The organism is Sphingomonas sp. BL-S-25 (genome assembly GCF_055521555.1).
In genome coordinates this window covers 893,421-917,918 of the sequence record NZ_CM145486.1, presented here as the reverse complement: position 1 = coordinate 917,918, position 24,498 = coordinate 893,421, and the positions used below count along the sequence as shown (strand labels likewise).

Below are 24,498 nucleotides of genomic sequence, written 5' to 3'. Positions count from 1 at the left end.
CCCGGTCGCCCCGGCGCGACGCAAGCCGTGCGTCTGTCGATTGACCCGATATAAAGATATCTTTATATCGTTATTACATGAACCAGGCACTCGGCACCTTCCGCGCTCTGGCGGACTCGACGCGGCTGCGCATCATGGCGCTGCTGCGTGCGATGGAGCTGTCGGTGGGCGAGCTGGCGCAGGTGCTGGGACAGAGCCAGCCGCGGGTCAGCCGCCATGTGAAGATCCTGTGCGATGCGGGTCTGGCCGAACGGCGCAAGGAAGGCAGCTGGGTGTTCGTCGCGCTGGGCGATCCGGCGCAGACCGGGCCGGTCTTCGCCGCGCTGGACGCCTGGCGTGAGCCCGATCACTGGGCAGTCGCCGACGAGGCGCGGCTGGCGGCGGTGCGCGCCGATCGCGCGGCCGCGGCGAACGAATGGTTCGAGGCGCATGCCGGCGACTGGGACGCGATCCGCTCGCTGCACATCGCCGAGAGCGAGGTCGAGGCGGCGATGGCCAAGGCGCTGGGCGAGGGGTCGCTCGGCCAGTTGATCGACATCGGTACGGGCACCGGCCGGATGCTCGAGCTGTTCGCACCGCGCGCCGAACAGGCTCTCGGCATCGATCGCTCGTCGGAAATGCTGCGGCTGGCACGCGCCAAGCTGGCCGATGTCGCCAATGTCGAGCTGCGCCAGGCCGATCTCTATGCCCTGCCGCTGCCCGATGGCGGCGCGGACACCGCGATCCTGCATCACGTGCTCCACTTCGCGCAGCAGCCGGGTGCGGCGATCGCGGAGGCGGCGCGGGTGCTGAGCCCGGGCGGGCGGCTGCTGATCGCCGATTTCGCGCCGCACGAGCGCGAGGAGCTGCGCTCCAAGGACGCGCATGCGCGACTGGGCTTTTCGGACGAGCAGATGCTCGGCTGGTTCGATGCGCAGGGGCTGAGCCCGGTGCAGGTCGAGACGCTGGAGGGCGGCGAGCTGAGCGTGAAATTATGGCTGGGTCGCAAGACCGCGGCGGGGACGGGCACGGGAGATGCAGGGAAAGTGAAGGCGGCATGAGTAGCAAGGTGGACCCGTTTGCGGCGCCGCTGTTCGCGGACGTGGCGGGCGATATCGACGTGTCGTTCGAATTCTTCCCGCCCAAGACCGAGAAGATGGAAGAGACTTTGTGGGAGTCGGTCCAGACGCTGGCCCCGCTGTCGCCGCGCTTCGTCTCGGTTACCTATGGCGCCGGCGGATCGACCCGCGAGCGCACGCACAATACGGTGGCGCGGATCGCGCGCGAGACGTCGATGGCGGCTGCGGCGCACCTGACCTGTGTCGAGGCGACGCGCGAGGAGATCGACCAGGTCGCCGACGATTACTGGAATGCGGGCGTGCGCCACATCGTCGCGCTGCGCGGCGATCCGCCGCGGGCGGGCGAGAAATATTCGACCCATCCCGGCGGCTATGAGAATGCCGCGGCTCTGGTCGAGGGGCTGCGCCGGCTGCACCCGTTCGAGATTTCGGTGGCTGCCTATCCCGAATGCCATCCGGATTCGCCGCATGCCGCGGCCGATCTCGACAATCTGAAGCGCAAGATCGACGCGGGTGCGACCCGGGCGATCACCCAGTTCTTCTTCGAGCCCGAGACGTTCCTGCGCTTCCGCGACGATGCGGCGGCGGCGGGCATCTCGGCCGAGATCGTGCCCGGCATCATGCCGGTGATGAACTATGCCAGCGTCGTGCGCATGTCGGCGATGTGCGGCACTGACGTGCCCGCCTGGATGGCGCGGCTGTTCGACGGGCTGGACGATCACCCGGCCGCGCGTCAGCTGGTCTCTGCGACGCTGGCGGCTGAATTATGCCGCAAGCTCTATGCCGGCGGCGTGCGCCAGTTCCACTTCTACACGCTGAACCGCGCCGAGCTGAGCTATGCCATTTGCCACCTGCTGGGCGTGCGGCCCATGGCCGACGCTGCGTAACGAGTTGCCCTGTCCGCGGTGCGGGCGGGGTGTCGGAGATTGACATGACTGCACGCGAGAAACTGCTGGCCGAAGCCGCCAAGCGCATCCTGATCACCGATGGCGCCTTCGGTACCGAGATCCAGAACTGGAAGCTGGACGAGGCCGCCTATGCCGGCGACCTGGGCCTGAGCCACGACCAGAAGGGCAATAACGACATCCTGGCGCTGACGCGTCCGGACGTGCCCGAGTCGATCCACCGCGCCTATTTCGCGGCGGGTGCGGACATTGCCGAGACCAACACCTTTTCGGCCAACCGGATCAGCCAGGCCGATTACGGCGCCGAGCATCTGGTGCGCGAGATCAATGTCGAGAGCGCGAAGCTGGCGCGCCGCGTCGCCGACGAGTTCGAGGCGAAGGATGGCCGTCCGCGCTTCGTCGCCGGCGCGCTGGGGCCGACCAACAAGACGCTGTCGCTGTCGCCCGACGTCAACGATCCGGGCTATCGCGAGATCGATTTCGACACGCTGAAGGACGTGTACCGCGAACAGATCGACGCGCTGGTCGAGGGCGGGATCGACTTCGTCCTGATCGAGACGGTGTTCGACACGCTGAACGCCAAGGCCGGCATCATGGCGGCGATCGAGGCGGGCGAGGCGCTGGGCCGCGATCTGCCGATCATGATGTCGATGACGCTGACCGATCTGTCGGGCCGCAACCTGTCGGGCCATACGGTCGAGGCATTCTGGCACGCGGTGCGCCATGCCAAGCCGGTGACGATCGGGCTCAACTGCTCGTTCGGCGCCGAGCAGCTGCGCCCGCACGTCAAGACGCTGTCGGCGCTGTGCGACACGCTGATCATGGTCTATCCCAATGCCGGCCTGCCCAACGAGCTGGGCGCCTATGATGAGCTGCCCGAGACCACGGCGTCGCTGGTCAAGGAATGGGCCGATCAGGGTCAGGTCAACATCCTGGGCGGCTGCTGCGGATCGACCCCGGCGCATATCCAGGCGATCGCCGAAGCGGTCGCCGCGCTGCCCCCGCGCGAGATCGCGAAACCCGAAGTGCGCACCCGACTGGCCGGCCTCGAGCCGTTCGTGATGGGGGCCTGATTTCACCCCTCCCGCTTGCGGGAGGGGCAGGGGTGGGCTCGCGCTCACCTCAGACGTTACCGCCCGAGATTGCCGGGCGCCCACCCCTAGCCCCTCCCGCACGCGGGAGGGGGACGAGAAACACCATGACCACGTCTTCCTCCACCAATTTCGTCAATGTCGGCGAACGGACCAACGTTACCGGATCGGCTGCGTTCAAGAAGCTGATCATGGCCGGCGACTATACCAAGGCGGTCGAGGTCGCGCGCCAGCAGGTCGAGAATGGCGCGCAGGTGATCGACGTCAACATGGACGAGGGCCTGCTCGACGCGCACGAGGCGATGACGACCTTCCTCAAGCTGATCGCCGCCGAGCCCGACATTGCGCGGGTGCCGGTGATGATCGACAGCTCGAAATGGGACGTGATCGAGGCGGGGCTGAAATGCGTCAGCGGCAAGCCGATCGTGAACTCGATCAGCATGAAGGAAGGCGTCGACCAGTTCCTCGACCATGCGCGCAAGTGCATGGCGTACGGGGCCGCGGTGGTGGTGATGGCGTTCGACGAGGTCGGCCAGGCCGATACCAAGGAGCGCAAGATCGAGATCTGCGAGCGCGCCTACAAGATCCTGACCGGCATCGGCTTCCCGCCCGAGGACATCATCTTCGACCCGAACGTGTTCGCGGTAGCGACCGGGATCGAGGAGCACAACAATTACGGCGTCGATTTCATCGAGGCGACGCGCGAGATCAAGGCGCGCTGCCCCCATGTCCATATCTCGGGCGGCCTGTCGAACCTGAGCTTCAGCTTTCGCGGCAACGAGCCGGTGCGCCGCGCGATGCACTCGGTCTTCCTCTATTACGCGATCCCCGCGGGCATGGACATGGCGATCGTCAATGCCGGCCAGCTGGACGTGTATGACACGATCGACCCCGAGCTGCGCCAGGCCTGCGAGGACGTCATCCTCAACCGCGATCCTGAGGCGGGCGACCGGCTGGTCGCGCTTGCCGAGCGCTTCCGCGGAACCGATGCGGTGGCGGAGAAGCAGGCGGCGGAATGGCGCGGATGGGACGTGGCGCGCCGGCTGGAACATGCGCTGGTCAAGGGCATCGACGCGCATGTCGTCGAGGATACCGAGGAATGCCGGCTCGCCTTTGCCCGGCCGATCGAGGTGATCGAAGGGCCGCTGATGGACGGCATGAATGTCGTCGGCGACCTGTTCGGATCGGGCAAGATGTTCCTCCCCCAGGTGGTGAAGTCGGCGCGCGTGATGAAGAAGGCTGTCGCCCATCTGTTGCCGTTCATCGAGGCGTCGAAGGAGCCCGGGGCCAAGGGCAAGGGCAAGATCATCATGGCGACCGTGAAGGGCGACGTGCACGATATCGGCAAGAACATCGTTGGCGTCGTTCTGCAGTGCAACGGCTTCGAGGTCGTCGACCTGGGCGTGATGGTCCCCTGGTCGAAGATCCTGGAGGCGGCGAACGAGAATGATGCCGACATGATCGGCCTGTCGGGCCTGATCACGCCGTCGCTCGACGAGATGGTGACGGTCGCCGAGGAGATGCAGCGGTCGAACATGACGATGCCGCTGCTGATCGGCGGCGCGACCACCAGCCGCGTGCACACCGCGTTGCGCATCGAGCCTGCATACAAGGGGCCCGTGGTGCATGTGCTCGACGCCAGCCGTGCGGTCGGCGTGGCGACGACCCTGGTCAGCGACACGATCCGCGACGATTATGTCGCGAAGGTCGCGGCCGAATATGAGCAGGTCCGCGCCGCTCGCGCCGGCCGGGGCCAGAGCGAGCTGGTGCCGATCGACAAGGCGCGCGACAATGCGTTCGACGCGGACATGACGCTGAAGCCGGGCAAGCCGCGCCAGCCCGGCGTGCATACCTTCGACGCCTGGGACCTGAAGGATCTGCGCAACTATATCGACTGGACGCCCTTCTTCCGCGCCTGGGAACTGGCGGGAAATTATCCCGCGATCCTGAATGACGAGGTGGTGGGCGAGAGCGCGCGGTCGCTGTTCGCCGACGCGCAGAAGATGCTCGACCGGATCGTCGACGAACATTGGCTGACCGCGCGCGGTGTGGTCGGCCTGTGGCCGTGCCGCCGCGACGGCGACGACATCGTCGTCCATGTCGAGGACGAGGCGCATGTCCGCCTGCCGATGCTGCGCCAGCAGATCCAGAAACGCGAGGGCCGGGCCAATATGTGCCTGGCCGACTTCATCGACCGCCAGGGCGACTGGATCGGCGGCTTCGCCGTATCGATCCACGGCATCGAGCCGCATCTGGCGCGGTTCAAGGCGGCGATCGACGATTATTCGGACATCCTGCTCAAGGCACTGGCCGACCGCCTGGCCGAGGCCTTTGCCGAGCGGCTGCACCAATATGTCCGCACCGCGCTATGGGGCTATGCCGAGGGCGAGCAGCTCGACAATGACGCGCTGATTCGCGAGCAATATCGCGGCATCCGCCCGGCGCCGGGCTATCCGGCGTGCCCCGAGCACAGCCTGAAGCCGATCCTGTTCAAGATGCTCGACGCGCACCACCGCACCGGCATCTCGCTGACCGAAAGCTTCGCGATGCTGCCGACCGCAGCCGTGTCGGGCTTCTATTTCGGTCACCCCCAGGCCGAGTATTTCGGCGTGGCGCGAATCGGCCAGGACCAGCTCGAGGATTATGCCGCACGGCGCGGGGTCGACATCGAACAGGCCACCCGCTGGCTGCGCCCGAACCTGGATTGAGCGGTTAGTTCACGTCGCCCCGGCCGGCATGACGGGGTTGGCTAGGCTCTCGCGAGCCGCTCCAACCCGGCCGTCAACATCGCGCGCGCATCAGGCGAGCGCAGCTTCGCCAGCGTCGGCAGCGGCACGTCTCTCGCAACGGCGTCGATCGCCTGCCATCCCAGCAGATAGCCGATCCGCGCCGGCAGCACGTCCGACGCGTCCGCGGACAGAAAGCGATCCTGCACGGCGCGGTTCTGCGTATCGAGCAGGGGGAGCAGTTCGGTCGCCCCCCTGCGCACCTCATCTGCGGTTGCCCCCGCCAGCGCGTCGGTCATCAGCAGGTCGCGCCGTGTCGCGCTGGGATTGAGCCGTGCGCTGACGAAGGTCGCCAGGCCTTCGCCCCAGACGCGGTACCACAAGGGCGACAGCGGTTCGCGTGGGCCGACCTGCATGAAATAGAGGTGGAAGGCCTCATGGTCGAACAATACCGACGGATCCGCGCCTGCGCCCTGGAGCAGGACGATTCCGTCGACCCCGAACCACAGGTTCGGCCGCCCCCGCCAGGCCCGCGCCAGGCCGTTGAACCGGCCCAGGCTCGGCAGGAACCAGATCGGTGCGCCGGTCGCCTGGTCTGGAAAGATCGCAAGAAAGCGGGCCTCGCGTGCGGCCCAGATCAGCGGTGCTTGCCGCGATAGCGCGCGAACCTGCGGCGCGACCCTATCCAGTTCGGCCAGCCACGACCGTATCGGCGGGTCGATCGGTTGGCCGCTGTGCCGGACCATCGGAACGCCGAGCGCCGCATAGACCTCCGCATGCCGCCGGAAGAAGGACCGGCTGATGATGCCCAGTCGTTCCGCCGGCGGCCGACCCTCCACACCGTCATAGATCCGCCAGAAGTCCGGCATCAGGTCGCGCACCCCCGCGCGGCCGGGATCCTTCGCACGACCAGGAACCGCGGCAAGCGTCAGGGCTGCGGCGGCGATCAGGCGCCGACGGGACAGATGCGTTATCATCGCGATGCAGGTTAGACTCGATCGCGCGCGCAGGCGACTTGCTGCAGGCCGCCCAGCCGCTAGAGTTTCGGTGAATCAGGGGGAGCGGGGATGGCGATGGCCACGGATGCGCCAGGCGCGGTGCGAGAACCCAGCGCTAGGGAAATGCGGATGGTGATCGCCGCGTCGTCAGCGGGCACCGTGTTCGAATGGTATGATTTCTTCATCTACGGCACGCTGGCCGCGACGATGGCGACGACCTTCTTTCCCGCGGAACAGCCGATCTTCGCGACATTGCTGGTCTGGGCGACCTTCGCGGTCGGGTTCGGCTTTCGCCCGCTGGGGGCGGTGCTGTTCGGCTATCTGGGCGACAGGCTGGGGCGCAAATATACCTTCCTCGTCACCATCACGCTGATGGGTGTGGCCACCGCCGGGGTCGGGCTGGTGCCCAGCTATGCCAGTATCGGCATCGCCGCGCCGCTGATCATCATCCTGCTGCGCATCTGCCAGGGACTGGCGCTGGGCGGCGAATATGGCGGGGCGGCGATCTATGTCGCCGAACATTCGCCGCAGGGGCGGGCGGGCTTCCACACCAGCTTCATCCAGGCGAGCGTCGTCGGCGGGTTCATCCTCAGCCTGGCCGTCGTGCTGGTGTTCCGCTTCGCGCTGGCGGACTATTGGGAGGCGTGGGGCTGGCGGATGCCGTTCCTGTTCTCGATCCTGCTGCTCGCCATCTCGCTATGGATGCGGTTGAAACTGTCCGAGAGCCCGGTGTTCAAGGCGATGAAGGAAGCGGGCGAGACCGCGTCCAATCCATTTGTCGAGAGCTTCACCTATCCCGGTAATCTCAAGCGGCTGTTCGTCGCGCTGTTCGGGATCGCGGCGGGACTGACGGTGATCTGGTACACCTCGATGTTCTCGGTCCTGTCGTTCCTGACCGGGCCGATGCGGGTGACGCCGACTGTCGCGCAGCTGATCTGTGGCGGATCGGCGCTGGTCGGGCTGGGGTTCTTCATCTTCTTCGGTCATCTGTCCGACCGGATCGGACGCAAGGCGCCGATCGTGATTGGTTACGCCTTGACGCTCGTTCTGATGTTCCCGCTCTTCTGGGCGATCGGCGGCGCTGCCAATCCCGAGCTGGCCCATGCGTCGCGCCGCGCGCCGGTGGTCGTGTTCGGACCGGCCTGCGACTATGACCCCTTCGCGGCGAAGCAGGCCGATGAGTGCGGCCAGCTGCTCGACCATCTGTCGAAGCGCGGCGTGTCCTATACCAAGGAGCGGACGCCGTCGGTGGGGGTGTCGATCGGTGACCAGCCGGTCTCCGACATCAGTCCCAAGGGCCTGGACGCCGCGCTGAGCGCCGCGGGATACGACCTGTCGGTGCAGACGCCGTCGCCGGGCAACATCGCCGTTATCGTCCTGGCGATCCTGGGCCTGATGTGTCTGGCGGGCGCCACCTATGGCCCGGTCGCGGCGCTGCTGACCGAGATGTTCCCGACGCGCATCCGCTACAGCTCGATGTCGATTCCCTATCATATCGGCACCGGCTATTTTGGCGGCTTCCTGCCGTTCATCAGCCAATATGTCGTCGCGAAGACCGGCGATCCCTATTCGGGCCTGTGGTACACCTTTGCGGTGGTGTCGATGGCCCTGCTCGTCACGCTGTGGGGGTTGAAGGAGACGCGCGGCGCGGCGGCGCCCTGAGGGGTTATCATGCGCGGCAATTTGGCCTAGCGGGCGGGACGTGACCGATCCCGCCGCACCGCTCCGCCTGATCCTCGATTCCGAAGCGCTCGTCTCCAACTGGCGCGCGCTCCAGCGCATGGGCGGGCACTCGGCGTGCGGCGCGGCGGTCAAGGCGAATGGCTATGGGCTGGGCGCGCCGGGCGTGGCGCAGCGGCTCGCGGACGCCGGATGCCGCGACTTCTTCGTCGCCAGCTGGCGCGAGGCGGCCGAGCTTGCCGGGCTGGGCCTGTCGGTGACGGTGCTGCACGGTGTACGCGACGAGGACATGGCGTTGGCGCTGGGCGGCACGGCGCGCCCGATGCTGAACAGCGCCGACCAGGTGCGCCGCTGGCGCGAGGGCGGCGGCGGGCGGTGCGACGTGATGGTCGATACCGGGATGAACCGGCTGGGCGTCGCACCATCCGAGGTCGCCGACGGCCTGCTCGATGGGCTGGAGATCGAGGTGCTGGCGAGCCATCTGGCCAGCGCCGACGAGCCGACATCGCCGCTCAATGCGGCTCAGTGTGCGGCCTTCACTGCGCTGCGCGGCCGTACGTCGGCGAAGCGGATGAGTCTGGCCAACTCGGCGGGCATCGCGCTGGGCGCCGATTATGCCTTCGACCTGACCCGGCCCGGCGTCAGCCTATATGGCGGGATCGCCGCCGAGGCGCATCGCGGGACGATCCGCCAGGTGGTGACGCCGCAGGCCCAGGTCCTCCAGCGGCGCCGCGTGCCGGCGGGGGCGATCGTGGGATATAACGCCACCTTCGTCGCGCCGCGCGACATGGACGTCGCGGTGCTCAACATCGGCTATGCCGACGGCTATCTTCGTTGCTTCTCGGGCAAGGGCATCGCCCGGGTCGATGGGGTCGAGGTGCCGGTGATCGGCCGCATCTCGATGGACCTCACCGCGATCGCGGTCGACGCGCTGCCCGGGTTGGGCGAGGGCGACTGGGTGTCGCTCGACTATGACCTGCCGGCGACCTCGGCGCTCAGCGGCATGTCGCAATATGAGCTGCTGACGGGGCTGGGGCGGCGGTTCGACCGGGTGTGGGGTTAACTCACATTTCTCCGCTGATTGCTGGCGGCCTCAGGATAAAAAAAGGGCGCCCGAGGGCGCCCTTTAGTTGAGAGTCCTTGGATTATCAGAACTTCGCCATGACACCGGCGTAGAAGAACCGTCCGGTGTTCGGATAGGTCGCATCGTCTCCCGTTCCCGAGAGCTCATACGGCGGCAGTTCGTTGGTGACGTTGTCGACGCCGATGTAGAAGCGATATCGATCGGTCGGATTAATCGCCACGCGGAGGTTGTGGTAGATGATCGCGTCATAATAGACGAACGGACGCGCATCCGGGTTCAACGGCGGGCGGCCCTGCGACGGGAAGAAGGTCTCGTAGCTCAGCCCCGACACGATCTGACGGCCGACATAGCGACCATTATACGACAGGTCGAAGTCACCCAGCTTGCCCATCACCGTCAGGCCAGCCTGCCACTTGGGATCGCCGAGCGTGCCATCGATACGATCGTAGCGCGTCGGATCGGTGATGTAGCTGTACTCGAGACGATCGATGACATAGCTCGCCACTAGGTGCGCGCTGATGGCATTTCGCTCGCTGAAGCGATGGGTGTAATTGACATCGACGTCGATACCGCGCGTCTTCAGTCCCGCGAAGTTGAACGGCTGGTTCAGGAAGCCAACGCCTTGGCCGACCGTCGGGAAGGTGACGTCCGGGATATTGTCCAGGCGACGGCTGGTCTGGCCGTTGAACGTGCCGTTCGACAGGTCCGACGTCGAACGGCGGAAGACCACCTTACAGAACGGATTGTCTATGCCCGTCGGATCGTCATAGCACCGGTTGATGATCGCTTGGCCGGTAAGGCCGGTGATCACGTTCTTCACGCGAATGTTGTAGTAATCGACGCGCAGCGTGAAGCCGGGCAGGTAGCTGGGCATATAATAGCCCTGGACCGAGAAGGTGTTTCCGATCTCGGGCACCAGGTCCAGATTGCCCTGATTGTAGCCGGCCACGCCCGAACCTGGGACGTTGGTCCAGGGACGGGTCACCGTGCCGGACGAATCGGTGTAGGTGATCGTCGTGGGTACCCCTGCCGCGGCGCAGTTGCGTGCGCGATTGGGGTTGACGGTGATGTTGTTCGACGCGTTGGTGCCGCCCGGCTGATCGCAGGGATCGGTAAGGCTGTTGGCAAACGTGATCGAAGGGGTCGCGTACAGGTTCGACAGGTTCGGTGCGCGAACCGAGCGCGAATAGCTCGCGGTGAAGCGAACGTCGCGGGTCGGCGCCCAGATACCGCCGGCATTCCAGGCCCAGACCGACCCGACATTGCCGCCGTAATCGGACACGCGGACGGCGCCTTCAAGGCTAAGTTCGCGGAAGAACGGGGTGTTTGCCAGAAGCGGAACGCGCAGTTCGCCGAATGCTTCCTTCACCTTGACCTTGGGGGGATCGAAAGGCGCTGCCGCATTGAGGAACGTTGCGCCGGAAGCGGTCACGTCATCATATGCAGAGTAGGCATCCTCCGTCCGGTACTCGCCACCGATGGCGAACCCGACCGGACCGCCCGGGAGCTTGAAGAAACCGCCCGTGTCGCCGCTGACGAACGCGGTGATATCGAGCTGTTCCGCCCATTGGCGACGCGACGATTTGTAAAGGACGTAATCGAGTGCCGCCTGCGACGGTGCCCGATAGCCGAAGACGTTCAAAGGAACGCAGTTCGGATCGTCGTTGGCGGTGCTGGCGTCGGCATTGACCGCGCACACGACCTTGGCGCCACCCGCATTCGTCACGAAGTTGCTACCGCTGAAATTGGCAGGTGCGAGGGCAGCGTTGATCGCGCGAGAATAGTTTGCGAGCAGGACGTTGCCGCCCGTTTCGTAATAATTCTCGGTGCGGCCATAGTTGACAGCAACTTCGTAATTGATGTTGCCGGTCGTGCTCAGGTCGCCCCGAACACCGAACACACCGCGATAGGTATCGCGCTTATGCTGCTCGGCGCGGGTGCCGAAGTCGTTGTTGAACCGCTGCATCGTGAAGGTGGTTGCACCGGGGTTCAGGATCGAAACCAGCGTCGAACGTGCCTGCGGCGTCAGGAACGGGTTGTTGATGCTGAAAACCGGGCTGAGTGTGCTCGCGATGAAGGTCGGCTGGGTCGACTGCTGGGTCGCGTTCACATGAGTGAAGCTCCCCTCGAGGAACGGGCGGAACGCCGGCGTCAGATTTGCAGTGAAATACAGGCTGCCATTAACTCGATCGAGACCGGGAAGGAGCATTGCGTCCTCGACGCCAGTAGCGCTCAGGCCGCCGAGCACGCCACCGCCGATGCCGCGATTGTCCACCAGGCCGCGCGACGGATCGTCGCGGACAAGCGTGCCGTCCGGACGGAATGCATAGTTATACTGCAGCCGGCCGCCGGTCGGATTGGTCTGACCGGTGCAGACCAGGTCGCGTTGCGCCGTATTGGTCGCGGTCGCAGCCGGGCACGAGGTGAGGACGTAACCGCCGAGCGAGATGTTGCCGAAAGTAATGCCGGGATTGCCATCGATGAAGGCAGTATTCGGGATCCCATCGAAATTGCGGTTGGGCGCCGTCGTGATCTGCGAATTGATGAAGCCGGGTACGCCGGTATAGGCGCCCAGATAATCGCGATCCGAGAAGAACAGTGCGTTCGATTTCGCATATTCTGCGGCAACCGTGATGTTGAACCGGCCGTCGCCGAAATTCTTGCCGGCAATGCCCGATACGGTGTAGCTGCCGCGGTCACCATAGTTGCTGACGCCACCCTGCGCGCGAAGCTCGGCACCATCATAATCCTGGCGCATGATGAAGTTGACCACGCCCGCAATCGCGTCCGATCCGTAGATGGCCGAATTACCGCCGGTCACGATCTCCATACGCTCGACAAGCTGCGCAGGGATGGTGTTGATATCGGGCGTGTAGCTGCCCGGAACGGCGGAGACGATGCGGCGGCCGTTGATTAGGGTAAGAGTGCGGGAGGTACCCTGACCGCGAAGGTCGAGCAGGTTCAGACCCGCTGTTCCGATTGATGCGGTCGAATTTGCCTGGCTGAATGTGCCACGAAGCTGTGGCAACTGATTCAGCGCATCGCCCAGCGATACGTCGCCGCGCGTACCAAGGATCTCCTGGCTGGTATAGACGGTAACCGGCACGGCTGCGTCGATATTGCGACGCCGGATGCGAGAACCGGTGACGACGATTTCTTCGCCTGCCTGACCATCGGCCGATTCCATGGCCGAGTCGACCTGCTGGTCGTCTTGGGTGTCCTGAGCGAATGCCACTCCCGGCAAAACGAGCAGGCTACCTGCGAGCGCGGTCGCGCCCAACAGCTTGGTGAGTTTCATTAATGTGCCCCTTTTACAGGCTGAATGCCTGATGGAGCTATCGTGGCAAGCGTTAGCGCGATGATGCAAGCCGCATCGCAATGCAGCAAAGGATTTATGAATTCGGTGTTGCACTAATGCGACACAAAACCGTCTAAGCCGAGGATATCAGGTAGCTATTTCGCGGTTGGCGCAATGATATTCGTTTTTGCCGCGTTGCCGCGAAAGGATATGTCGCGAGGGAATTCTCCCCCGCGACGATAGGTTTCAGATCAACGCTCGATGCACATGGCGATTCCCATGCCGCCGCCGATGCACAAAGTCGCCAGGCCCTTCTTGGCGTCGCGCTTTTCCATCTCGTAGATCAGCGTGGTCAGCACGCGCGCGCCCGATGCGCCGATCGGATGGCCGATGGCGATCGCGCCGCCATTGACGTTCACCTTGTCGGCATCCCAGCCCAGTTCCTTCCCGACCGACAGCGCCTGTGCCGCAAAGGCTTCGTTTGCCTCGATCAGGTCGAGGTCGCCGACGGTCCAGCCGGCCTTTTCCAGCGCCTTCTTCGTCGCCGGCACCGGGCCGATACCCATGATCGACGGGTCGACGCCCGCCGAAGCCCAGCTGGCGATGCGGGCCAGCACCGGCGCGCCTCGCTTCTCGGCCTCCTCACGGGTCATGATCACCAGCGCCGCGGCACCGTCGTTCAGGCCCGACGCGTTGGCGGCGGTCACGGTACCGTCCTTCTTGAACGCGGGGCGCAGGCCGGCGACGCTGTCGATCGTCGCGCCGGCGCGGATATACTCGTCCTGGTCGACGACGGTGTCGCCCTTGCGGCCCTTGATGGTCACCGCGGCGATCTCGTCCTTGAACCGGCCCTCGGCGCGCGCCTTCTCGGCCTTGTTCTGCGAACCGACGGCGAATTCGTCCTGCTCGGGCCGGGTGACCTGGTACTGCTCGGCCAGATTCTCGGCGGTGATGCCCATGTGATAGCCGTTGAAGACGTCGGTCAGGCCGTCCTTGATCATCGTGTCGACCAGGCTGACATCGCCCATCTTCGCGCCGGGGCGCAGCGACTGGGCGTGCGGGCTCAGCGACATGCTCTCCTGACCGCCGGCGACGACGATCTTCGCATCGCCGGTCAGCACCGCCTGATAGGCGAGCGCGACCGCGCGCAGGCCCGATCCGCAGACCTGCTGCACGCCCCATGCCGGAACTTCCTTGGGCACGCCGGCGGCCATCGACGCCTGGCGGGCGGGGTTCTGGCCCTGGCCGGCGGTCAGCACCTGACCCATGATCACTTCGGAAACCTCTTCGCCCGCGACGCCGGCCTGGGCCAGCGCGGCCTCGATCGCGACGCGGCCCAGCTCATGCGCCGGAGTTGCGGCAAAGGCGCCGAGAAAGCTGCCCACCGGGGTACGCTTGGCGGCGGCAATGACGATATCGGAAGCAGACATTCAGCGGACTCCGGTGTTGTTTCCCGGGCTATCTAGTGCGCTGCAGCATCGATATCCAGCATATGCCGGTCCATTTAGGGCAGGTCGCGGATCCAGTCGCGCAGCGGCTCCCACAATGCGGCGCGCGCGCGCGATCCGACGATCATGCCGACATGGCCCATGGCAAGCGAGACGGTGCGATCGAACTGCGCTGCGGTCGCTGCCGGCACGATCCGGTCGGTTGTCGAGACGAAACCGATCGAGGGACAGGCGAGCCGATCGGGGCCGACCGGCTGTCCGCCCACGGTCCAGCGACCCCGACCGGGCAGGTCGGCGCTCAGCAGGTCGTCGAACAGCTGTCGCCCCGCGGCATAGGTCAGCGGCGCGCCGGCGTTCGCCCAATCCTCTAGTGCGACGAAAGCGCGCGCCTCCGCGCTGCCGGGCTTCAGCCTGCCGAACCGCTCATATTTCAGGATCGTCCGGCGTGGATCGAGCTGCCAGAAACCCGACTGGAGCACTTCCATCGGCACAAGTCCCAGCCGCTCGCAGACCGGATGCGCCTGGTCCCACAAGGCGCTCATCGACTCGAGCGCCTCGCCATAGCCCGCGAAATGCCAAGGGGCGGCAATGCTGGCGAGCCCGGCGACCGGCATCAGGCAGGCGGCGGCGGTCGCCATCGTCCCGCCCAGGCAATAGCCGACCAGTACCGGCGGGCGCCTGAGCGTGCGCAGCATCGGCAGCAAGAGGGTCTCGATATGGGATGCGACGTCCTGGTCGCGATCCCCGGGTCCCGGCGTGCCCCAGTCGACCAGCAGCGACCGCACGCTCTGGCGCCCCATCCACCGCGCCAGCGAGTTGCCACGGGCAAGGTCGAGGACCTGGGGCGGGTTGATCAGCGAGGGGATGAACACCACCGGCTGGCCATGGCCGCCAAGGTCGAGCAGCCGTGCCCGGCCGGCCTGCGCGATCACCTTTCGAGGCGGGCGCGGTGCAGGGCGGGGGGCGACTTGATAGGCGGTCAATCCCGCCAATGCTGCGGCGCGACGCTCGGGCGATGCTGCGGTTTCGCTGCGCAGCAGCTCGAGGAACAGCGGCAGGGGGCGCGGTCCGTGTTGCGCCGCGGAATGAATCGGTGATAGATGGGAGTAACTCACAGGGGCGAGGTTCCACTACGATGAAGAAGACGGCGAGCGGCAACGGCCCGGTCATCATCAAGAAGTACGCCAATCGGCGCCTCTACAATACCGAGACTTCGTCCTACATCACGCTCGACCATCTCGCGGCGATGACGCGCGAGGGGCGCGATTTCAAGGTCGTCGATGCGAAGACCGAAGACGACATCACCCATAATGTCCTGACCCAGATCATCATGGAGGAGGAAGCGCGCGGGCAGACGATGCTGCCGGTGAACTTCCTGCGCCAGCTGATCGCGCTTTATGGCGACTCGATGCAGGCGATGGTCCCGGGCTATCTGGAGGCGTCGATGGAAAGCTTCCGGCGCAACCAGGAGCAGTTCAAGTCGGCGGTCGAGGGGGCGTTTGCCAATTCGCCCTTCGCCGAGATGGCGAAGCGCAACATGGCGATGTTCGAAGCCGCGGCGAGCGCGTTCAAGCCGGGTGAAGGCGTTGCGGGCGGAGCCGCACCCGCACCCGCAGCGCCGACAACGGCAGCCACGCCAGAGAGCGCCGACGATGTCGCCGCGCTGAAGGCACAGCTCGCGCAGCTTCAGGACAAGATCGAGAAGCTGGCAAAGTAACCGGCCACCCCGTGCCGGGGCGCGGGGCGGCAGGTCAGGCCGATCCTTGCGCCCGTTCCGCATCGCGGGCCGGGCGTTCGGACATGCTATACGACGCGGCGGCCGGTGAAGAGCTGAATCAGACCGACCACCAGCGCGACCACCAGCAGCAAGTGGATCAGGCTGCCGCCAATGCTCGTGACAAGGCCGAGCAGCCACAGGATTAGCAGGATTACGACAATCGTCCAGAGCATCTCGCTCTCCCCTTGTTCTTTCGGTAGGCGATCAACGAGAAGCGTGCGGTCGTGTTCCATCGCGCCGGCGCACGCGCAGCAAGCGGGACGCGACCCATGAATCTGGAAACCCTGATCCGTCATTATTTCGGCACCGACGATGTCGATGCGATCGGCGCGGACGCGCTGATTCTGGGCAAGGAAAAGCTGGCGGTCGATTTCGGTGTCGAGCGCGACGCGGGACGCAAGTTCGCGCTATGGACGCTGATGGACGGGCTGGGCATCGCGCCGCCGCCGGCCGAGGCATTCGAGAAGGAGCCGGACTTGCGCCGGGCGGCGGAGGACTATCTCGACGCCGCGTGGAAGCTGGAGCGCGACTGAGCGCCGCCGCCGGGTAGGCCCGTGCGGCGGCGCCCGGCACGGGTCAGGGCTTGCGGAACTTCAGCGTCATGCGATCGCTCTCGCCGATCGCGGCATATTTCTCGCGGTCGGCATCCTTCAACGCATAGGTCGGCGGCAGCGTCCAGACGCCATTGGCCCAGTCGGCCGTGTCCTTTGGGTTGGCATTCACCTCGGACGCGCCGACGAACTGGAAGCCGGCACCCTCGGCGAGACGGCGGATGGTCGACACCTTGATATAGCCGCTGTTGCGCTCGCGCTCGTCGCTGGCGCCCTCGGGCAGGCGATGGTCGACCACGCCCAGCGTGCCGCCCTTCTTCAGCATCTTGAACATCTGCGCGAAGGCTTCGGCAGAATAATCCGCCTTGTCGGGGCGCTGATAGCCCATCCGCCAGTTATGGACGTTGCGGAAGGTCATCACGACATCGGCGCTGCCGTCCGGAACCTTGGGCTGGCCCTCGCTCCACGGGAAGGCGGCGAGCTTCACCGCGCCATAGGTCGCGTCATCCTTCTCCTGCATCGCCACGACGCGCTTGTTGCCGTCGGGCCAGGGTGCCGCGGCATAATAGGTCCCCTTGCCCTTGGTCAGCGGGGCCAGGATCTCGGTGTACCAGCCGCCACCGGGCCAGATCTCGACCACCGTGTCGGTCGGCTTCACCCCAAAAAAGGCGAGCGTCTCGGCCGGGTGGCGATATTGGTCGCGCGCCAGGTTGGCGGGCGTGCGCGTCGGTGCGGCAACCGCAGCCTTGATCGCGTCGCTCGCTTGGGGAAGGTTCGTTGCCGCGATCAGGGCAAAGGCTGTCGCGGCGATCGCCGTGACGAACAGGGGCTGGCGCACGCTCTCTCCATGCTTATCTGTGAAGCCGGAAGTCTGATCAGCGAGCGGGCGGGATGCAACCGAATTTATGGATTTTCGCCGTCGGAACGGCAGCGATGGCGCTGGTCAGCGGCCTCGCCGACCGCCGGCGCAACCGGCGTCGGAACTTGGACGATGCCGGATTCATGCCCTGGCCGCTGATCCAGGTCCTGGCGATGCTGGCCACGGTGATCCTGCTGGCGCTGGCCGCGAAGGGGTTCTGAGAGGCAGTGGGGGGCTGACTTTTTTTCCCCTGCCTGGAAGGGAGGGGAGTGAACCGCGTTGTACCGCGCCCTACAGGCATGCCTCCAGCAGCGCCTGGTCGAAGCCATATTGCTTGGCCTTGTCCAGCGTATAGGGGCGCAGGCCCATCGAGCGATATTCGCCGACGATCTTGCCGTCGGCGCTCTCGTCCAGATATTCGAACTTGAAGAGTTCCTGCGTGACGATCACCGGGCCTTCCATCCCGATCACCTCGGTCACGTTGGTCACGCGGCGCGATCCGTCGCGCAGGCGCTTTACCTGGATGATCAGGTCGACCGAGTCGGCGATCTGGCGGCTGATCGCTTCCTTCGGCACCTTGATGTCGGACATCATCACCATGTTTTCCATACGCGCCAGCGCCTCGCGCGGACTGTTGGAGTGGAGGGTGCACATCGATCCGTCATGGCCGGTGTTCATCGCCGCCAGCATGTCGAAACATTCGGCGCCGCGGATTTCGCCCAGGATGATCCGGTCGGGTCGCATGCGCAGCGCGTTCTTGACGAGGTCGCGGATCGAGATCTCGCCCTGACCCTCCAGATTGGGCGGACGCGTTTCCAGCGGCAGCCAGTGCGGCTGCTGCAGGCGAAGCTCGGCCGCGTCCTCGATCGTCAGCACGCGCTCGCCCGGGTCGATCATCTTCGACAGGGCGTTGAGCATCGTCGTCTTGCCCGAGCCGGTGCCGCCCGAGATCACGATGTTGAACCGGCTCGCGCCCGCGACCTTCAGCGCGGTCGCCATCTTCTGGCTCATCGATCCGCCCTGCGCCATCATGTCGAGGGTGATCGGCTTGGCCGAGAATTTGCGGATCGAGATGGCGGTGCCGCGCAGCGACAGCGGCGGCACGATCACGTTGACGCGGCTGCCGTCCTTCAGCCGGGCGTCGGCCAGCGGCGTGGTCTGGTCGACGCGGCGGCCGACCGAATTGCAGATGCGCTGGGCGATCTGGAACAGATGTTCCTCGTCGCGAAACTGGATGTTGGCGAGTTCCAGCCGGCCCTTGCGCTCGATGAAGGTCTGTTCGGGGCCGTTGACCATGATGTCGCTGATGGCGCTGTCGGCCAGCAGCTCCTCGAGCGGCCCAAGGCCCAGAAGCTCGTCGACCAGCACCTTTTCCAGCGCGAACTGCTCGCGCCGGTTGAGCGTCAGCTTCAGCTCGGCAAGCACCTCGCCGATGATCGGGCGGAATTCCTCGGCCAGCTCGTCCTTGCTCAGCGTCGCCGCTGCCTCGGGATCGACCCGTTCGAGCAGGCGCGGCAGCACCTGCTCCTTGATCCGGTGGACCGAGGCTTCGAAGCCCTCGACCCGCGAATTGCCTGCTTCGCCCGAGGCTGCCTGGCGATCGGCAAGGCGCTGCATCGCCTCGCCGGTGGCTTGGGCCTGCGCGGATAGCGGCCCTTCGGCATCGAAGGCGCCAGCTCCTGCGGGAGGCGCGACCGGCTGGAGCGGCTCGCCGCCCACTGTGACCGGCTCGGGCACCCGCGGCGCCACGCCGCCCTGCATCGGCCGGGCGACGCCGAAAGCGGGCCGGCCGGCCACGCTGCCACCCAAACCACCGCGTCGACCAAAAGCATTCATGGGAAGGTCATCATCCTCGGGGAACCGTGGCTCGCAGGCTAACCGGCAAGGTTTTACAATTGCCTAACCACGTGGTCGGGCGGCACCGCGGGCAGATCACGGCGGCGCCAGACGAGAATGGTCTCGCGCGGGCCATAGTCCCGGTTGGGCAGGGCGGCCGCGCGGACATAGTCGCGCGCCAGCACCTGCGCGATCAGCTGGTCGTTGGCAGCGAAGCGCTCGGCCCATTGCGACCCCTGGATGGTGAGGATCGCGGCCGGACGCCGGTCGAGCGCCTGACGCAGCGCGACGACCGGATCCACGCCCAGGGTCGGCGCTTCGACCGCGGAACGCAGATGAGCGCTGAACGACCAGGGCGTCACGGTGCAGCCCTTTGCCAGCAGATAATAGGCGACCGGCCCTTCATAGACGAACATGCACTGGTCGTGGACCTGGGGCGGGATCGCCGCGACGACGCGGGCGGCGGCAGCGCGGTCGCTGCGCGCGATCGCCGGGTTGATCATCACCGCGTGCCACAGTGGCCAGACAAGCGCGCCGGCAAACAGCGCGAGGCCCAGGCGCGGCAGCGCGAAGGCGCTGGCAGACAGCACGGCGCAGGCGAGCGCCAGCGGCAGGGCGTAATGCGGCCAGAAGCCGCCGATCGCGAAGAACTGGAGCGCGGTGACGCATCCCCAGCCGACCAGGAACAGGATCTCGCCGGGCCAGCGGGTGAAGCGCTGCGTCCCCGCCCAGAGGCCGAGCAGTGCAAGCGCGAGCAGGGGTGCCGCCAGGACGATGCTCTCGACCAGCCGCCGGTGCGCGCCCGGATCGATCGGTGCGCCCTTGGCGATCACCGAGAGGATATTCGCCTGCCACCAACTGTCGAGATGACCGAGCACCAGGTAGAGCGCGATCACCGCCAGTGTCGGCGCGGCGCCGGCAAGAGCGAGGCGAAGCGTGATGGCGACTAGGGCGGGCGGCCGCGCGCCCGCGCGCCAGGCGGTGGCGAGCAGCCAGCAGCCGAGAAACGCTCCCTCGAACAGCGCGATCGTTTTCACCTGGATGGCCAGCCCGGCCAGCAGCATCGCGGCGGTGCCAAGCCGCCGCCCGTGTGGCGACAGCGGCGCCTCGGCGGCGCGCAGTACCAGCATCGCAGCGAGCGCGACGAAGAGATTGTAGAAGACCGGCGTCTGGGTGGTCTCGCCCCACAGCTCGTTGATCGCGCCGAGATAGAGGATGCCCGCCATCGTCGCGGGGAGCCACCCGGTCCTGCGCCGAGCGATCAGCGCCACGACCAGCGCCGTGGCGGCGGCGAACAGAGTCGCGACGATTTGCGCCGCCATCACCCCGTCTCCCGGCAGCAGCCGGATGCCCGCGAAGATGAGGAACAGGCCGAAGGGCTTGCGGTCCCACAGGTCGACATAGGGCAGCATGCCCTGCCACATGCGGTCGCCGACCAGCAGATAATATTGCTCGTCCAGCCCGTTGATCGGATTGCCGAACTGCGCCGATCGCAGGACGAACGCCGCGACCAGCAAGGTGATGCCCGCCAGCACGAGGGGCGCAGGGGCAGTGCGGGGGCGCGGGCGAAGGGTAGGGAGCGCAAGCGTGGCCATGATCCACCCTGTGCCCGAACAGGGTTAACAGCGGCGTAAAGCTGGCCCGTTTCGGTGCGAGGACAACGGTCGCGATTGACGCCGGCTGTTTAAGGATGAAGATCGTCCGTGCTTGGGAGATTGCACGGGGGGACGAGATGATCGGGCGAGGAATCGGATATGGCATCGCACTGGCGGTCGGTGCGATCATGCCGGTCGGTGCGGCGCCGGGGCAGGATGCCGGCACGACACTGCCGGACTGGATGGCCGGCGACTGGTGTACGGCCGGCCCGGTGGACGATCGCACCTGCGAGCATTGGAGCCCGCCTGCAGGTGGCATGATGCTGGGCGCGTCGCACGAGGTGCGCAAGGGGCGCACTACGAGCTTCGAATATATGCGGATCGTGCTCGAGGACGGTGAGCCGGTCTTCTCGGCCCAGTTGAACGGTCGACCGCCTACCGCCTTCAAAGGCGAGGCAGCTGGGGCCGGAATTCGCTTCGTCAACGAAGCCAATGATTATCCGCAGCGCATCCGATACTGGCGCGAAGGCGATGCGCTGGTCGCGGAGATCGCGCTGAAGGACGGCAGCAAACCCAATCGCTGGCGCTTCATCCGCCAGCCCCGCTGAACCCGACCGAGGCGGATACGACAACGCCGCCGGCGCGAGCCGGCGGCGTCGATGATCGGCGGGGTGCCGAGCGCGGGCCGGAGCCCGCGAAGCGTCAGGCGGCGGTTTCGGCGAGGACCGTCAGGCCCTTCGCATTCACCTCGGCAAAGCCGCCCTCGATCCGGATCGTCTCGGGCGCTGCGCCCTGGGTGCGATAGATCGACAGATCGCCGTCGCGGATCGTCGACATCACCGGGGCATGGCCCTCGAGCACGCCGAAATCGCCTTCGGTGCCGGGGACGACGACCATGTACACGTCCTCGGAGCGGACGAGACGTTCGGGGGTCACGAGTTCGAAGTGCAGCATGTTCTCAATTCTCCCCCCTCCCGCTTGCGGGAGGGGTAGGGGGAGGGCCTGTGAGGTTCGGAGGTGGGCCCGTGACGACAGGCCCTCCCCTGGCCCCTCCCGCAAGCGGGAGGGAAAAGGACGTCCTTACGCCTCTTCGGCCAGCTTCTTGGCCTTGGCGACGGCTTCGTCGATGCCGCCGACCATGTAGAAGGCCGCTTCCGGCAGATGGTCATACTCGCCGTCGACGACGGCCTTGAACGACTTCACCGTGTCCTCGATCGACACGAACTTGCCGGCGATGCCGGTGAAGACCTCGGCCACGTGGAACGGCTGCGACAGGAAGCGCTGGATCTTGCGGGCGCGGGTGACGGTGACCTTATCCTCTTCGGAAAGCTCGTCCATGCCCAGGATCGCGATGATGTCCTGCAGCGCCTTGTACTTCTGCAGCGTCTCCTGGACGCGGCGGGCGGTGTCGTAATGCTCCTGGCCGACGATCGCCGGGGTCAGCACGCGCGAGGTCGAGTCGAGCGGGTCGACCGCCGGGTAGATGCCCAGCTCCGAGATGGCGCGGTTGAGAACGGTCGTCGCGTCGAGGTGGGCGAACGAGGTTGCCGGCGCCGGATCGGTAAGATCGTCCGCGGGAACGTACACGGCCTGCACCGAGGTGATCGAGCCCTTGTTGGTCGAGGTGATGCGCTCCTGCAGCGCGCCCATGTCGGTCGACAGGGTCGGCTGATAGCCCACCGCCGACGGAATGCGGCCCAGCAGTGCCGACACTTCCGCGCCCGCCTGGGTGAAGCGGAAGATGTTGTCGACGAAGAACAGCACGTCCTGGCCTTCGACGTCGCGGAAATATTCCGCGATCGTCAGGCCCGACAGCGCGACGCGTGCGCGGGCGCCCGGCGGCTCGTTCATCTGGCCGAACACCAGCGCGACCTTCGAACCCTCGCTGGTCGGATTGCCCTCGGCATCCTTGGCGATGACGTTCGCATCGAGGAACTCGTGATAGAGATCGTTGCCCTCGCGGGTACGCTCGCCCACGCCGGCGAACACCGAGGTGCCGCCATGGCCCTTGGCGATGTTGTTGATCAGTTCCTGGATGAGCACGGTCTTGCCCACGCCGGCGCCGCCGAACAGGCCGATCTTGCCGCCCTTGGCATAGGGGGCCAGCAGGTCGATGACCTTGATGCCGGTGACCAGGATCGCGCTCTCGGTCGACTGGTCGACAAAGGCGGGGGCGGCGGCGTGGATCGGCGCGCTGCCCTCGGCACCGATCGGGCCGCGCTCGTCGATCGGCTCGCCGATGACGTTCATGATGCGGCCGAGCGTCTTGGGGCCGACGGGCACGCGGATCTGCGAACCGGTGTCGGTCACGGTCTGGCCGCGGGTCAGGCCGTCGGTCGCGTCCATCGCGATCGTGCGGACGGTGTTCTCGCCCAGATGCTGCGCGACTTCGAGGACCAGGCGATTGCCGTTATTGTCGGTCTCGAGTGCCGAAAGGATCGCCGGCAGGGCGCCGTCGAAGCTGACGTCGACGACGGCGCCGATCACCTGGCTGATGCGGCCGACATTGTTGGTCGTCGCGGGCACGGTGCCGGTTGCGTCGGCGGTCGGCTTGACCGCGCGCGGCTTGCGGGCGGGCTTCTCGGCGGTCGGGGCTTCGGATGCCATGTTCTCTTCCTTGCTTCGAACGGTCTTAGAGCGCTTCGGCGCCCGAAATGATTTCCACCAGCTCGGTCGTGATCGCGGCCTGGCGGGTGCGGTTATATTCGATGGTCAGCCGGTTGATCAGGTCGCCGGCGTTGCGCGTCGCATTGTCCATCGCGGTCATCTTCGACCCCTGCTCCGATGCGGCGTTCTCACGCATCGCACGGTACAGCTGGATCGCGACGTTGGTCGGCAGCAGGTTGGCGAGGATGCCTTCCTCGTCCGGCTCATACTCGACCGCGGCGTCGGCGCCGCTGGCGATCGTGCCGTCGGTTGCGGGAATCGCCACCGGGATGATCTGCTGAGCGGTCGGCTCCTGCGTCAGGACCGACTTGAAGTTCGAATAGAACAGGGTCGCGACGTCGAACTCGCCGGCTTCGTAGCGGGCGATCAGATCGTCGGCATAGCCGCGCGCGTCGAGGAAGGTCAGCTTGCCCAGGTCGCCCGGCTCGATGCCGTGCACCAGCAGCTCGCGAAACTGACGGTTCAGCACGCCGCGGCCCTTGCGGCCGATCGTGTAGATCTTGACCGTCTTGCCCTGCGCCAGCAACTCCTGCGCATGGCGGCGGGCCAGGCGGGCGATGTTGGTGTTGAACGCGCCGGCCAGACCCTTGTCGCTGGTGGCGACCACCAGCATGTGGACCTGGTCCTTGCCGGTGCCGGCCAGCAGCTTGGGCGAAGATTCGCTGACCGTCACCTTGGACGCGAGCGACGCGACCACCGCTTCGAGACGCTGGGCATAGGGGCGCCCGGCCTCGGCCGCTTCCTGCGCACGGCGCAGCTTCGCGGCGGCGACCATCTTCATCGCCTTGGTGATCTTCTGCGTCGACTTCACCGAGCCGATGCGGATCTTGAGGGCCTTAAGGCTCGCCATTCTTTTCCTGTCCCCGCCGTGCCGGACCTGCCGGCACCTCCTGATCGGAAGAGGCCCCGGCCAAGGCCGGGGCGA

General features: G+C 66.2%; 21 protein-coding genes. 10 read left to right on the top strand and 11 right to left on the bottom strand.

Annotated features, from left to right (window positions below; translation table 11 throughout):
- Nucleotides 1-77 precede the first annotated feature (77 nt).
- The 4 genes from ACZ1H8_RS04600 (at nucleotide 78) to metH (ending at nucleotide 5,762) form a co-directional block, all read left to right on the top strand.
- Complete coding sequence (locus ACZ1H8_RS04600) at nucleotides 78-1,040, top strand: ArsR/SmtB family transcription factor (RefSeq protein ID WP_465180189.1); 963 nt, start codon at nucleotides 78-80, stop codon at nucleotides 1,038-1,040.
- Nucleotides 1,037-1,945 (top strand): methylenetetrahydrofolate reductase, encoded by a 909-nt coding sequence (gene metF, locus ACZ1H8_RS04595; RefSeq protein WP_465180188.1) that lies wholly within the window; start codon nucleotides 1,037-1,039, stop codon nucleotides 1,943-1,945. The genes ACZ1H8_RS04600 and metF overlap by 4 nt, the downstream gene beginning before the upstream one ends.
- A 44-nt stretch (nucleotides 1,946-1,989) precedes the next feature.
- On the top strand, nucleotides 1,990-3,036 hold the full coding sequence (locus tag ACZ1H8_RS04590; RefSeq protein ID WP_465180187.1) for a homocysteine S-methyltransferase family protein: 1,047 nt from the start codon (nucleotides 1,990-1,992) through the stop codon (nucleotides 3,034-3,036).
- 125 nt (nucleotides 3,037-3,161) lie between these two features.
- Complete coding sequence (gene metH / locus ACZ1H8_RS04585; protein ID WP_465180186.1) at nucleotides 3,162-5,762, top strand: methionine synthase; 2,601 nt, start codon at nucleotides 3,162-3,164, stop codon at nucleotides 5,760-5,762.
- A 41-nt stretch (nucleotides 5,763-5,803) separates the two neighbouring features.
- Here metH and ACZ1H8_RS04580 read toward each other — a convergent pair whose 3' ends face one another.
- Nucleotides 5,804-6,757 (bottom strand): hypothetical protein, encoded by a 954-nt coding sequence (locus ACZ1H8_RS04580; RefSeq protein WP_465180185.1) that lies wholly within the window; start codon nucleotides 6,755-6,757, stop codon nucleotides 5,804-5,806.
- Nucleotides 6,758-6,853: 96 nt separating this feature from the next.
- Between ACZ1H8_RS04580 and ACZ1H8_RS04575 the strand changes: the two genes are divergently transcribed.
- Both ACZ1H8_RS04575 and alr read left to right on the top strand, forming a co-directional pair.
- Nucleotides 6,854-8,440 (top strand): MFS transporter, encoded by a 1,587-nt coding sequence (locus ACZ1H8_RS04575; protein WP_465181337.1) that lies wholly within the window; start codon nucleotides 6,854-6,856, stop codon nucleotides 8,438-8,440.
- Nucleotides 8,441-8,480: 40 nt separating this feature from the next.
- A complete protein-coding gene (alr, locus tag ACZ1H8_RS04570) occupies nucleotides 8,481-9,521 on the top strand; it encodes an alanine racemase (protein WP_465180184.1) in 1,041 nt (346 codons plus the stop codon).
- Between the two features lie 85 nt (nucleotides 9,522-9,606).
- On the opposite strand, the gene ACZ1H8_RS04565 is transcribed toward alr, so the two are convergent.
- The 3 genes from ACZ1H8_RS04565 to ACZ1H8_RS04555 all read right to left on the bottom strand — a co-directional run bounded on the left by ACZ1H8_RS04565 (nucleotide 9,607) and on the right by ACZ1H8_RS04555 (nucleotide 15,346).
- Entirely contained in the window at nucleotides 9,607-12,909 is a 3,303-nt protein-coding gene (locus tag ACZ1H8_RS04565) for a TonB-dependent receptor domain-containing protein (RefSeq protein WP_465180183.1), read from the bottom strand.
- Nucleotides 12,910-13,091: 182 nt separating this feature from the next.
- Nucleotides 13,092-14,270, bottom strand: coding sequence for an acetyl-CoA C-acetyltransferase (locus tag ACZ1H8_RS04560; protein WP_465180182.1), 1,179 nt, complete (start codon nucleotides 14,268-14,270; stop codon nucleotides 13,092-13,094).
- Nucleotides 14,271-14,344: 74 nt separating this feature from the next.
- The gene (locus tag ACZ1H8_RS04555) at nucleotides 14,345-15,346 is read right to left on the bottom strand and encodes an alpha/beta fold hydrolase (RefSeq protein ID WP_465181336.1); all 1,002 of its coding nucleotides are present in this window, start codon (nucleotides 15,344-15,346) and stop codon (nucleotides 14,345-14,347) included.
- A gap of 77 nt (nucleotides 15,347-15,423) precedes the next feature.
- Between ACZ1H8_RS04555 and phaR the strand changes: the two genes are divergently transcribed.
- On the top strand, nucleotides 15,424-16,005 hold the full coding sequence (phaR, locus tag ACZ1H8_RS04550) for a polyhydroxyalkanoate synthesis repressor PhaR (protein ID WP_465180181.1): 582 nt from the start codon (nucleotides 15,424-15,426) through the stop codon (nucleotides 16,003-16,005).
- An 86-nt stretch (nucleotides 16,006-16,091) separates the two neighbouring features.
- On the opposite strand, the gene ACZ1H8_RS04545 is transcribed toward phaR, so the two are convergent.
- Nucleotides 16,092-16,238, bottom strand: coding sequence for a lmo0937 family membrane protein (locus ACZ1H8_RS04545; protein ID WP_110153363.1), 147 nt, complete (start codon nucleotides 16,236-16,238; stop codon nucleotides 16,092-16,094).
- 96 nt (nucleotides 16,239-16,334) lie between these two features.
- Between ACZ1H8_RS04545 and ACZ1H8_RS04540 the strand changes: the two genes are divergently transcribed.
- Nucleotides 16,335-16,598, top strand: a complete 264-nt coding sequence (locus ACZ1H8_RS04540; protein ID WP_465180180.1) for a hypothetical protein — start codon at nucleotides 16,335-16,337, stop codon at nucleotides 16,596-16,598.
- 43 nt (nucleotides 16,599-16,641) lie between these two features.
- Here the strand turns inward: ACZ1H8_RS04540 and ACZ1H8_RS04535 are convergent, their stop codons facing one another.
- A complete protein-coding gene (locus tag ACZ1H8_RS04535; RefSeq protein WP_465180179.1) occupies nucleotides 16,642-17,454 on the bottom strand; it encodes a class I SAM-dependent methyltransferase in 813 nt (270 codons plus the stop codon).
- Nucleotides 17,455-17,549: 95 nt separating this feature from the next.
- Between ACZ1H8_RS04535 and ACZ1H8_RS04530 the strand changes: the two genes are divergently transcribed.
- Nucleotides 17,550-17,696, top strand: coding sequence for a hypothetical protein (locus ACZ1H8_RS04530; protein ID WP_465180178.1), 147 nt, complete (start codon nucleotides 17,550-17,552; stop codon nucleotides 17,694-17,696).
- A gap of 70 nt (nucleotides 17,697-17,766) precedes the next feature.
- Here the strand turns inward: ACZ1H8_RS04530 and ACZ1H8_RS04525 are convergent, their stop codons facing one another.
- Both ACZ1H8_RS04525 and ACZ1H8_RS04520 read right to left on the bottom strand, forming a co-directional pair.
- A complete protein-coding gene (locus ACZ1H8_RS04525) occupies nucleotides 17,767-19,311 on the bottom strand; it encodes a CpaF family protein (protein ID WP_465180177.1) in 1,545 nt (514 codons plus the stop codon).
- Nucleotides 19,312-19,364: 53 nt separating this feature from the next.
- On the bottom strand, nucleotides 19,365-20,906 hold the full coding sequence (locus ACZ1H8_RS04520) for a hypothetical protein (protein ID WP_465180176.1): 1,542 nt from the start codon (nucleotides 20,904-20,906) through the stop codon (nucleotides 19,365-19,367).
- Between the two features lie 95 nt (nucleotides 20,907-21,001).
- Here ACZ1H8_RS04520 and ACZ1H8_RS04515 point away from each other — a divergent pair, with 95 nt between their 5' ends.
- Nucleotides 21,002-21,514, top strand: coding sequence for a DUF6265 family protein (locus tag ACZ1H8_RS04515; RefSeq protein ID WP_465180175.1), 513 nt, complete (start codon nucleotides 21,002-21,004; stop codon nucleotides 21,512-21,514).
- A 94-nt stretch (nucleotides 21,515-21,608) separates the two neighbouring features.
- Here the strand turns inward: ACZ1H8_RS04515 and ACZ1H8_RS04510 are convergent, their stop codons facing one another.
- The 3 genes from ACZ1H8_RS04510 to ACZ1H8_RS04500 form a co-directional block, all read right to left on the bottom strand.
- Nucleotides 21,609-21,860 carry an ATP synthase F1 subunit epsilon gene (locus ACZ1H8_RS04510; protein ID WP_110153356.1) on the bottom strand — a complete coding sequence of 84 codons (252 nt, stop codon included), beginning with the start codon at nucleotides 21,858-21,860 and terminating at the stop codon, nucleotides 21,609-21,611.
- Between the two features lie 126 nt (nucleotides 21,861-21,986).
- Nucleotides 21,987-23,513 (bottom strand): F0F1 ATP synthase subunit beta, encoded by a 1,527-nt coding sequence (gene atpD, locus ACZ1H8_RS04505; RefSeq protein ID WP_465180174.1) that lies wholly within the window; start codon nucleotides 23,511-23,513, stop codon nucleotides 21,987-21,989.
- A 25-nt stretch (nucleotides 23,514-23,538) separates the two neighbouring features.
- Nucleotides 23,539-24,423 carry a F0F1 ATP synthase subunit gamma gene (locus tag ACZ1H8_RS04500; protein ID WP_110153355.1) on the bottom strand — a complete coding sequence of 295 codons (885 nt, stop codon included), beginning with the start codon at nucleotides 24,421-24,423 and terminating at the stop codon, nucleotides 23,539-23,541.
- Nucleotides 24,424-24,498 lie beyond the last annotated feature (75 nt).